Here is a 10,328-nt window from a genome sequence, read left to right on the forward strand (position 1 = left end):
CGTGCTACGAGGGTATACCCGGGGGATGTGAGAATACGCACGACAGATCGGCGATTCTCGGGCTAATATGAGGGGGCCTCATGTCTACGGCTCCGTAGGTGTTGGCTTGTTGATGAGGGACCCTTTCGAGGCTTCGCGCGGACGACCCGGCGCCGGTGCCGCAGGTACATAGGAGACGCACATGGCTGCTCGCATCGCCCAGACCACAGGGGCAGAGCACACGGCGATCCTCGGGCTCGGCGTTTACCGCCCGGCCCGAGTCGTGACCAACGACGAAGTGGCCGGTCCGATCAACTCGAGCGATGAGTGGATCCAGACCAGGTCCGGCATCAAGACCCGGCGGTTCGCCGACAAGTCCGAAACCCTGCACAGCATGAGCGTCGCGGCCGCGCGTGACGCACTGGCATCGTCGGGCATCGCCGTCGATCAGGTCGACTGCGTGATCGTCGCGACCTCGACCCATCTGCTGCTCACCCCCGCCGCCGCACCGCGCATCGCCACCGACCTCGGCATGAACGGCTCCGCCGCGTTCGACGTCTCCGCGGGCTGCGCAGGCTTCTGCCACGCCCTCGCGCTCGCCTCGGACCTGGTCCGGATCGGCACCGCCCAGCACGTGCTGGTGATCGGCGCGGAGAAGCTCACCGACACCATCAACCCGACCGACCGCTCGACGGCGTTCCTGTTCGCCGACGGCGCGGGCGCCGTGGTCGTCGGCCCGTCGGACGAGCAGGGCATCGGGCCGACGGTCTGGGGTTCCGACGGCACCCAGCACCACGCGATCCGCCAGGACAAGGACTGGGTCGAGTTCTTCCAGGAGATCGAGGAAAAGGGCACCGCCGCCGTGCGCCCCTACATGGCGATGGAGGGCACCGCGGTATTCCGTTGGGCCGCACACTCGCTGGAGAAGGTCTGCCGCGACGCCGTCGACCGGGCCGGACTGTCCACCGACGACCTGGACGCGATGATCCCGCACCAGGCCAACGGCCGGATCATCGAGATCATGGCGCGGGTACTGAAGCTGCCTGAGCACTGCGCGCTAGCCAACGACATCGAGGAAACCGGCAACACGTCGGCCGCGTCGATCCCGCTGGCCATGGAGGCGCTGCTGCGCAAGGGCGAATCCAAGCCGGGCGACACCGCGTTGCTCATCGCGTTCGGCGCGGGACTGTCCTACGCGGCACAGGTGGTGACGCTGCCCAAGTGGCAGTAACCGTCGACATCAGCACCCGGCGTCGACATCAGCGCCCGGCCCCAGCCGACATCAGCCAAGCCCCCAGGTGACCTTCACCGTGAACGTCACCGTCTGCGTGCCTGGTTCCAGCGGAAGCGATGCCGCCGATCCCGCGTCGCGCGCGGCCGTCTTCGGGCTGTCGTCGCGAGTGCTCGCCTCGGAGATGGTGAGCACGTCGGTGAGCTTCACCCCGGCCAGCACCGCGTACTGTTCTGCCCGCGCTTTGGCGTCGGCGAAGGCGCGGGCCCGCGCGTCGGCGAGCAGCTTCGAGTTGTCGTCGATCGCGAAGGACACTGAGCGCAGCCTGGTTTCGTTGCCGCCAGCGGCGATCGCGCTGTCGAGCACACCGGAGGCCTTGCTCAGGTCACGCACGACGACCCGAACCGAGTTCGTCGCTCGATAGCCGACGACGGTGTTGCCGCCGTTCGGCCCGCCCGCGTACTGCGGTTGGATCGAGACGTCGGTGGTACGCACGTCCTCGCGGACCGCCCCGGCCCCGACCATGGCGTCGGTCATCGCCTTCGCCTTCTCGTTGGCGCGCGCAATCGCCGCCGAGACGTTGTCGGCCGTCACCTCGACGCCGATATCGCCGTTCAAGATATCCGGGGCGCCACGCACCTGACCGGTACCGACGACCGTGACGTCACGCTGCGGTCCGGAATCGGCCGAGCCACAGCCGCTCACCAGCACAGCGGCTCCCGCAAGCACGGCAACAGCCGCGGACCAGCGCGTCATTCGTCGCATACCTCGGCAACATACGCACCGAACCCGGTGTCCCGCGGCCGAACACGCTGGATCGGCGCGGTCAAACCCCCCGACGCGGACAGCTCGGTGGTCCGGCGCATTGTCGACGCGGGACACGGGGCTGACTACGCTGGCGCTGCACACAAGCCGAACGAGGGGATGTCGTCGTGAGCGCTGATACCGGAAGGAATGCGCCGGAGTTGTGGGCCGTGCCGTCGGAGGTCGCCGACGCGGGCACGTTCGTTCGGCAGGCCTCGGAGTCGTTGGTCAACGGCCTTCGCTCGGTGGATGCCGACGTGAATCGACTGCTCGAATTCTGGCAGGGCGGGTTGTCGGATTCATATCGCACCGGCTGGGAAGAAACCCGAGCGGCCGCCATGACGGTGCTCGAGTCGCTGGCAACAATGGCCGAATCGCTTGGCGTGAGCAGCGCTCGGTACGATCGCACCGACGGTGCAAACGCACAGTCACTGAGCTCACTGGATCTACCGGAGCAGGGCTGAGTCCGCGGAATGCGGCAATATTCGACCGAGGCGGGGCGGTTATGGACGGATATCGAGTCGATCTGGCCGAGCTGGAGAATATCGATACTCGTATCGCCGGATTCACTGGATTCTTGACAGAGACACTCACCGGTCTGCAGCAGCGGATCGCCACCTTGCAACAGACCTGGACCGGCGCAGCGGCTGATGCACAAGCTGCGGCGTTCCGGCAGTGGGTCGCCGCGGCGACCGAAGCCGCGGAGGGGATCGAGACGATGCGGCAGGCAGCCGAGGACGCGCGAACGCGATACACCACCGCGGTCGAGACCAATCTGCGCACGCTCGGCCGCCGCTGACTCGGCATGGCACCCGAGGGACAAGTAATCGAGGTCGATCCTCAGGTCTTCTATGACGTCGGTCGTCAATGTCTGCAAGCCGCAGCCGGATTCGATGCCTTCTTCACGTTGGCCCTAGGTGGCCTCACCGAGTGCGCCACGATGGCCGGAAGCTATGACTCCGGCCTCGCCTGGGCAAAGTCCTATGACGAGCGGGCCGCCGACGCGATCGCGACCGCCGGTGATCTGGTGGCGGCATTGGCCAACTACAGCGAGATCGTCGCGGAGTTGGGCTACAGCCATGCACTGGCGGACAGCAACCCCAACAACGACGATCCACCGTCACCTGCGCCACAGTTCGGGGCGAGCCGACTCAGCTCGCCGCCTTCGGCGGGCGGCCCTGGTCAAGGTTTGGCGGACAAAATCGGAATCGGCCTCATCGAAGCGCTCGATATTCCGGTACCCGATGGCGATCCAGACAAACTGGATTTGGCGATCACGGTGTGGAACACCATGGCCACCGGCGATGTAATCGTCAACAGCATCGCGATTCTCGCTGCATTGCCAGGACGCTTCGACGCAGTCAAAACTGATGAGGCCCAATATATCGCGGAGGATCTGCGAGGGCTGCACACCGCTGCCGTCGACCTGCAGCACGCGTGCGGCGAGCTGGCGCAGTCGTGCCGTGATCATCGTGCCGCGATCGGTGAACTCCGGGACAAACTGACCGAGATTCTCAAAGACATGGCGATCGAGGCCGGGATGACACTCGCCTTCGGCGCCGTCGCATCGGTCTTCAGCTTCGGCCTCGCGGCCGGTGCCGCGGTGGCCAAGGGCTCCCACACGGTCGTGAAGGCCGCCAGGGCGATCAGCGCATTCGTCGGCAGCTGGAAGATCGCCAAGAAGATCGCTGAAGGCGTCAAGGCGAGCAGAGACCTCAAACGACTGAAGGCGAACCTGCAGCGCATCAAGGATCTCACGAAGAAGGAGAAGCCAAAGGAAAAGCTACCGACCAAACCCAAGGTGTCGTCTCGCGCGGACGCCGAGAAGATTCTCGACGAAGGCGCGACTCTCGAAAAGGACAAGAAGTCGATCATCAAATCCAAGGACGGCGGCTCAGAGCAGGCGCAAAAGGATTTCGAACGGATCACCGAGGGGCAAGAGGTCACTACGTACCCCAACGGCACCAAGGTCGCACGCCTACCGGATGGCAGTGACATATCGTTGCGGAGCTCGTCGGATGGCAGAGTGACCATCTCCATCCAGCAGAAGGGCACAGAAGCGAGCAAGTACAGGTACAACCCTTGAACGGAGCCATGACGCGATGCGGGAACTGACCGACGAAGAAGCTGGGCGCGTCCGAGCTGCTCTGCTGGAATCCGAGCAGGAACTGAGCGCCACATGGTCATCGGCAAGCGAGCGCGTGGTGGTGCCGGGAGCAGAGATTTCGGAGCTCACGCAGGATCCGTCGGGTCGTCGGATTCTGGCGGCGTTCGCCGATCGGGGGTATCACGAAGTGTATTGCTTGACGACCGCCGAACTCGGGCCAGGACAGGCGAATCAGGCTGTCGCGATCGACCTTGCCGGGGTGAACGATTGGTGGTGGCAGCACGCGCCGTTCGATATCGTGATCGCCTCGCTGGATCTTGCGGCGGTCGTGCTGTTGTCGGTCGACGAGTTCGTCCTTGTCGGCGGGGACCGCGGGTTCGTGGAGTCGGCACTCGGGCAGTCGGTCGAGGCGGGATGCGCCGAATTCACGGTGTACGCCGAGGACATGGCGAATGCTTCGCGGCATCTGCCGGAGCTCGCACAGCGATGGTGTGGTGGCGTCACCGGCTGACCGGCGGACTCAGACCACCCTGTGGCGGCAACATACGCACCGAACCCGGTATCCCGCGGCCGAACACGCTGGATCGGTCGCGGCTCAGCCGCGCGACTCGACTGCGGCTTTGATCTTGCCGAGCGTTTCGTTCATGCCGCGGACCAGCTCCTCCTCGAAGGCTTCCTCGCCGCCGAGCGCGGCGTTGATGGCCTTGCGGGAGATCCAGGTCGTGCCGTTGGGGACATCGCGGCGTTCGATCAGCCTGGTGCCGGTTTCGGTCGGCTCGAGCGTGTAGCTCCAGATCGTGCGATTGTCGTTGATCTTGAAGGCGAAGGACCGATTCGGCTCGTACCGCACGATGCGCCCCGTGGTCGGCCAGTACTTCTTGCCGTCCTTGTTCAGGTGCAGCGTCCAGGTACCCGGCTTCGCCGACCCGAGCAGCAGCATCCGCACGCACTGCGGGCTGAACTCGGGCATCCGCCCGAGGTCGGAAATCACCGACCACACCTGCTCCGGCGGAGCGGTGATGTCGATGGTCACTTCGAGATTCTTTGCCAACGGTGCCTCCGCAAGTCCAGGCGGTCGGGCCGGTGCATGATGCCCGGCCGAGCACGCTTGATGGTCAGCACACAGTTTAATCGGGAAGACAGTTGGGTCACATTCAGCATGTTGTGCATCGATCTTGGTAATGCCGGGCGCACAATGCCGGATAGAAGAAGCAAAGACACTGCCTCCAGCTTTTCCGTCAAAACGTGAGGTGATCGGCCGTGAAACTGCGCTCTTTCTTGCATAGGCACGCGGAACACGTTCCGCTGCTTCCCGTCAGCGACCCCGACGGCGCGTCCGCTCGCGGCCCGTCGGCCGAGAATCTCGAACGACTTCTGACCCCCAACGAACTCGACCTGTTGCGCCATCACAAGGTGTGACGCGAACGCTGCGTCCGCTGCGAGAGAAACGCCGACGACGTGGTTTGCGCGAGCGGCCATACTCGTTGGGTGAGTTCTCCCGCTGCCACGAAGCCGGCCATCTTGAGCGTCGACGATGATCCCGGTGTTTCCCGCGCGGTCGTCCGCGACCTACGACGCCGCTACGGCGCCGATTACCGGATTCTGCGCGCGGAATCGGGCGCCCAGGCGCTCGATGCCCTGCGCGAGATGAAATTGCGCGGTCAGCCTGTCGCGGTGCTGATCGCCGACTACCGGATGCCTGGCATGGACGGCATCGAATTCCTCGAGCAGGCGATGGACCTGCACCCGTACGCACGCCGCGTGCTGCTGACCGCCTACGCCGACACCAGCGCCGCGATCGATGCGATCAATGTGGTCGATCTCGACCACTATCTGCTCAAGCCATGGGACCCGCCGGAGGAGAAGCTGTACCCGGTGCTGGACGGCCTGATCGACGCCTGGCGCAGCAGCGAACACCGGCCGATCACCGAGACCAAGGTGGTCGGCAACCGCTGGTCGCCGCGGTCCTCGGAAGTGCGCGAGTTCCTGGCCCGCAATCAGCTGCCCTACCGCTGGTACCTGGCCGACGAACCGGAGGGCACGCGGCTGCTCGAGGCTGCAGGCGCCGATCCCGAACGGTGTCCGGTGGTGATCACCGCGGCCGGTGCCGCACTGGTGCAGCCCTCGGACAGCGAGCTGGCCGAGCACGTCGGACTCACCGTCAACGCGACGGGCGATTTCTACGACCTGATCGTGGTCGGCGGCGGACCCGCAGGCCTCGGCGCGGCGGTCTACGGCGCGTCGGAGGGTCTGCGGACCGTGCTCGTCGAGCGCACCGCGACCGGCGGTCAGGCCGGGCAGAGCTCCCGCATCGAGAACTACCTCGGCTTCCCCGACGGAGTGTCCGGCGCACAGCTGGCCGATCGGGCACGGCGGCAGGCGGCGAAATTCGGCGCCGAGGTGATCACCACCCGCGAGGTGGTCGGGCTCGAGGTGAACGGTTCCGCGCGCACGGTGCGCTTCGCCGACGGCGGCAGGCTCTGCGCGCACACGGTGATCATCGCGACCGGTGTCGACTACCGCAGGCACCCCGCGCCCGGTGTCGACGAATTCACCGGTCGTGGTGTGTATTACGGCTCGGCGATGACCGAGGCCGCCGAATGCGCCGACCGCGACGTCTACATCGTCGGCGGCGCCAACTCGGCGGGACAGGCCGCGGTGTTCCTGTCCCGCAACGCGAAGACCGTGCACCTGGTCGTGCGGTCCGAGTCGCTGGAGAACTCGATGTCGCACTACCTGATCCAGCAGATCGCGCAGATCCCGAACATCAAGGTGCACACCAATACCGAGGTGACCGCCGCCGACGGCGACGAGCACCTGCAGCAGATCGTGTTGCGCGACAACCAGACAGGCAACGAGGAGAAGGCCGAGGCCGAACGGCTGTTCCTGTTCATCGGCGCCGCGCCGCAGACCGGCTGGCTCGACGGCGTGATCACCCGCGATCAGGCCGGGTATGTGCTGGCCGGGCCGGACCTGCTCGTCGACGGCGGACGCCCGGCGGGCTGGGAATTGCCGAGGCCGCCACACCATTTGGAAACGAGCGTGCCCGGGGTGTTCGTGGCAGGCGACGTGCACGCCGATTCGGCCAAACGCGTCGCCTCGGCAGTCGGCGAAGGTGCGATGGCGGTGATGCTCGTGCATCGGTACCTGGCGTAAACAGGAGGCTGGCAGATGAATTCAACGGAAAACGCGGAGCGCAGCAGCCGAATGGTCTGCGACCCCGCGGAATTGCGCACCCTGTTCCTGTTCGAGAAGTTGACCGACGAACAGCTGGACTGGCTGTGCCGGGACGGGCGGATCGAATCCATCGAACCCGGCCTGGTCTTCCGCGAGGGCGAGCCTGCCACCTGCTTCTACGTGCTGATGGACGGCGAGGTGGTGCTGACCAAGCTGTCCGGCGGCACCGAGATCGAGCTGGTCCGCACGCAGCACCACGGCTCCTACGCGGGCGCGTGGAGCGCCTACCTCGGCGACAAGGTCGACCAGACCTACAACAGCTCGCTGTCGGTGACCAGGCCGTCCCGGTTCTTCGTGCTCGACAGCGAGATCTTCGCCGACATGATGCACGAGTGGTTCCCGATGGCTGTGCACCTGCTCGAAGGCGTGTTCTTCGGCAACAGGAACGCGAACGCGCGGGTCGGTCAGCGCGAGCGCCTGCTCGCCCTCGGCTCGCTGTCGGCGGGCCTCACCCATGAGCTGAACAATCCGGCCGCCGCGGCCGTCCGGGCGACCTCGGGCCTGCGCGAACGGGTCGCGGGCATGCGGCACAAGCTGGCCATGATGGCCGAGGGCAAGTTCGACACCGAATCCCTCGGCGCGCTGGTGCGGTTGCAGGAGGAGGCGGCGGCGCAGGTGGCCAAGGCGCCCGAGTTGACGCCGATGGAGGCCGCCGACCGTGAGGACGTGCTCGGCGAGTGGCTGGAGGAGCACGGCATCCTCGACGGCTGGAACCTCGCGCCGAACTTCGTGCAGGCCGGATTCGACGTCGACTGGCTCGAGCGGGTCGGCGCCACCTTGGAAGGCGCGCCCGAGCAGGTGTTCCAAGGCGCGATCCGCTGGTTGAACTACACCATCGAGACCGAGCTGCTGATGAACGAGATCGCCGACTCGACGACGCGCATCTCCTCGCTGGTCAATGCGGCCAAGCAGTATTCGCAGATGGACCGGGCGCCGTTCCAGGTGGTCGACATCCACGACCTGTTGGACAGCACGCTGGTGATGCTCAGCCGCAAGATCGGCGACGGGGTCGAGGTCGTCAAGGAATACGAGCGGTCGCTGCCCCAGGTGCCCTGTTACGCAGCGGAATTGAACCAGGTATGGACCAACCTGATCGACAACGCGGTGTACGCGATGCAGGGCCAGGGCACGCTCACCATCCGCACCAGGCACGAAAACGACTGTGCCGTCATCGAGATCGGCGATACCGGACCCGGCATCCCCGAAGCGGTGCGCACCAGGATCTTCGAGCCGTTCTTCACCACCAAGCCGATGGGCGAGGGCACCGGGCTCGGCCTCGACATCTCGTTCCGGATCGTGGTGAACAAGCACGACGGTGACATTCAGGTCGAATCCAAGCCTGGCAAGACCGTTTTCACGGTCTGGCTGCCGTTGCACCGCACACCAGAGGAACAGGCCGACGCCGCACCGGAACCCATCGTAGGAGGTCATCCATGACGCAGGAGCTCGAAGGCATCGATACGGCTGTCCCGCCGAGCGGCACCGGATGTATGGAATGCGAAGCCGCCGAAGGCTGGTGGGTGCACCTGCGCCGCTGCGCCCAGTGCGGGCACATCGGCTGTTGCGACACCTCGCCCGAGCAGCACGCAACCAAGCACGCGAAAAACACCGGCCACCCGTTCATTCAGAGCTTCGAGCCCGGCGAGGACTGGTACTGGAACTTCCAGACCGAGGAGATGTACGGCGACGGACCGGAACTCGCACCGCCGACCAGCCACCCCGCCGATCAGGGCGCGCCAGGCCCGCGCGCCAGGGTGCCTGCGGACTGGCAGGCACACATCCACTGACTCGTGCGGCACCCGGTACGCTGCACCGAATGCGCCGGGCCTCCGGCCACCATCGAACCGACAGATCCACCGGGGAAAGCACGGTATGAAGCGAACTTCCGCCCTCGTCCTAGCCATCGGGACGGCGGCTTTGCTGCTGGCAGGCTGCGGCGGGTCCTCGAACGACGCCGCCGATGCGAACGGGCTGCGCAAGGGCAGCTCGGCAACGAGCACGACGTCGGCGGCGGCCAAGCCGTCGACGTCCGCCGCCGCCTCCAGCACGGGCACGCCGCCCGCGAGCAAGTCGGACACCGGCGCGTCCGGCGCCGCGTCGAAGACCACCTGCGCCGAGTTCAAGACGCTCGACACCAACGCGGAGAAGGCGCTGATCGAGCAGATCCTGGCGGAGAACCCCGACAGCAAGTTCGCGGGCAGCCCGAATGTCGCGCTCGGCACGGCGAAGCTGGTCTGCCTGTCGGGCAGCGCCGCGAACACGTCGGTCGCGGTCGCCGTCGGGATCCTGCCCAAGGACAAGTAAGTCCGCGGCTGCCGCCGTCCCGGCCACAGCCCGCCGTCGGCGCGGCAGAATGGCACGGTGGCAGAACTGGCGCTCACCGCTCGATTGAATCCGTCCGCGGCCGACGCACGCCGCGGCGTGGTGCGGCTGCATCCCGAGGCGCTCACCGCGCTCGGGTTGCGCGAGTGGGACGGCATCGCGCTGGTCGGCGCGCGGCGCACCGCCGCGGTGGTCGGGGTCGCCCCGGCGGGCACCCCCGCCGGGGTCGCGTTGCTCGATGATGTGACGCTGTCCAATGCAGGCCTGCGTGAGGACGCGACCGTGGTGGTCGCGCCGGTCACCGTGTACGGCGCGAAGCAGATCTCGGTGAGCGGCTCGGTGCACGCCACGCGCACTATCCCGGCGGCGACCCTGCGCCAGGCACTGCTCGGCAAGGTGGTGACCGTTGGCGACGCGGTCTCGCTGCTGCCCCGCGATCTCGGGCCGGATATCAGCTCCGCCGCTGCCTCCCAAGCGCTTTCGCGCACCTTCGGCATCGCGTGGACCACCGAACTGCTCACCGTAACGACCACCGATCCACGCGGCCCGGTGAGCGTGCAACCGAACACCGCGGTGGTGTGGGGCGCAGGTGTGGTCGCCGCCAGAAACGCCGCCGATCGCGCGCTGGCCGGCACGCCGGTCCCGCAG

General features: G+C 66.6%; 12 protein-coding genes and 1 pseudogene. 11 read left to right on the forward strand and 2 right to left on the reverse strand.

Annotation, left to right across the window (positions count from 1 at the left end; translation table 11 throughout):
* Positions 1-181 precede the first annotated feature (181 nt).
* Positions 182-1,210, forward strand: coding sequence for a beta-ketoacyl-ACP synthase III (locus NA11_RS06190; RefSeq protein ID WP_069160742.1), 1,029 nt, complete (start codon positions 182-184; stop codon positions 1,208-1,210).
* A 51-nt stretch (positions 1,211-1,261) separates the two neighbouring features.
* Here the strand turns inward: NA11_RS06190 and NA11_RS06195 are convergent, their stop codons facing one another.
* Positions 1,262-1,975 (reverse strand): SIMPL domain-containing protein, encoded by a 714-nt coding sequence (locus NA11_RS06195; RefSeq protein ID WP_069160743.1) that lies wholly within the window; start codon positions 1,973-1,975, stop codon positions 1,262-1,264.
* Between the two features lie 167 nt (positions 1,976-2,142).
* Between NA11_RS06195 and NA11_RS06200 the strand changes: the two genes are divergently transcribed.
* The 4 genes from NA11_RS06200 (at position 2,143) to NA11_RS06215 (ending at position 4,632) form a co-directional block, all read left to right on the forward strand.
* On the forward strand, positions 2,143-2,478 hold the full coding sequence (locus NA11_RS06200; RefSeq protein ID WP_084654210.1) for a WXG100 family type VII secretion target: 336 nt from the start codon (positions 2,143-2,145) through the stop codon (positions 2,476-2,478).
* Between the two features lie 41 nt (positions 2,479-2,519).
* A complete protein-coding gene (locus NA11_RS06205; RefSeq protein WP_069160745.1) occupies positions 2,520-2,813 on the forward strand; it encodes a WXG100 family type VII secretion target in 294 nt (97 codons plus the stop codon).
* A gap of 228 nt (positions 2,814-3,041) precedes the next feature.
* Positions 3,042-4,100 carry a hypothetical protein gene (locus tag NA11_RS06210; RefSeq protein ID WP_141717432.1) on the forward strand — a complete coding sequence of 353 codons (1,059 nt, stop codon included), beginning with the start codon at positions 3,042-3,044 and terminating at the stop codon, positions 4,098-4,100.
* Positions 4,101-4,116: 16 nt separating this feature from the next.
* Positions 4,117-4,632: a hypothetical protein gene (locus tag NA11_RS06215; RefSeq protein ID WP_069160747.1), complete on the forward strand. Its 516-nt coding sequence runs from the start codon at positions 4,117-4,119 to the stop codon at positions 4,630-4,632.
* A gap of 84 nt (positions 4,633-4,716) precedes the next feature.
* Here NA11_RS06215 and NA11_RS06220 read toward each other — a convergent pair whose 3' ends face one another.
* Positions 4,717-5,172, reverse strand: a complete 456-nt coding sequence (locus NA11_RS06220) for an SRPBCC family protein (protein WP_069160748.1) — start codon at positions 5,170-5,172, stop codon at positions 4,717-4,719.
* Between the two features lie 209 nt (positions 5,173-5,381).
* On the opposite strand from NA11_RS06220, the gene NA11_RS45505 reads away from it, so the two are divergent.
* From NA11_RS45505 to NA11_RS06245, 6 genes and pseudogenes are all read left to right on the forward strand, one after another.
* Entirely contained in the window at positions 5,382-5,540 is a 159-nt protein-coding gene (locus NA11_RS45505; protein WP_167837577.1) for a hypothetical protein, read from the forward strand.
* A gap of 69 nt (positions 5,541-5,609) precedes the next feature.
* Positions 5,610-7,277 carry an NAD(P)/FAD-dependent oxidoreductase gene (locus NA11_RS06225; RefSeq protein WP_069160749.1) on the forward strand — a complete coding sequence of 556 codons (1,668 nt, stop codon included), beginning with the start codon at positions 5,610-5,612 and terminating at the stop codon, positions 7,275-7,277.
* Positions 7,278-7,292: 15 nt separating this feature from the next.
* Positions 7,293-8,795 carry an ATP-binding protein gene (locus NA11_RS06230; protein ID WP_069160750.1) on the forward strand — a complete coding sequence of 501 codons (1,503 nt, stop codon included), beginning with the start codon at positions 7,293-7,295 and terminating at the stop codon, positions 8,793-8,795.
* Positions 8,792-9,145, forward strand: a complete 354-nt coding sequence (locus tag NA11_RS06235) for a UBP-type zinc finger domain-containing protein (RefSeq protein ID WP_069160751.1) — start codon at positions 8,792-8,794, stop codon at positions 9,143-9,145. Before NA11_RS06230 ends, NA11_RS06235 begins: the two co-directional genes overlap by 4 nt.
* 85 nt (positions 9,146-9,230) lie before the next feature.
* Entirely contained in the window at positions 9,231-9,662 is a 432-nt protein-coding gene (locus NA11_RS06240; RefSeq protein WP_069160752.1) for a hypothetical protein, read from the forward strand.
* A 57-nt stretch (positions 9,663-9,719) separates the two neighbouring features.
* Positions 9,720-10,328: pseudogene (locus NA11_RS06245) on the forward strand (AAA family ATPase); the annotation flags it as partial.

The sequence above is a fragment of the Nocardia altamirensis NBRC 108246 genome (assembly GCF_001612685.1).
GTDB lineage: Bacteria > Actinomycetota > Actinomycetes > Mycobacteriales > Mycobacteriaceae > Nocardia > Nocardia altamirensis.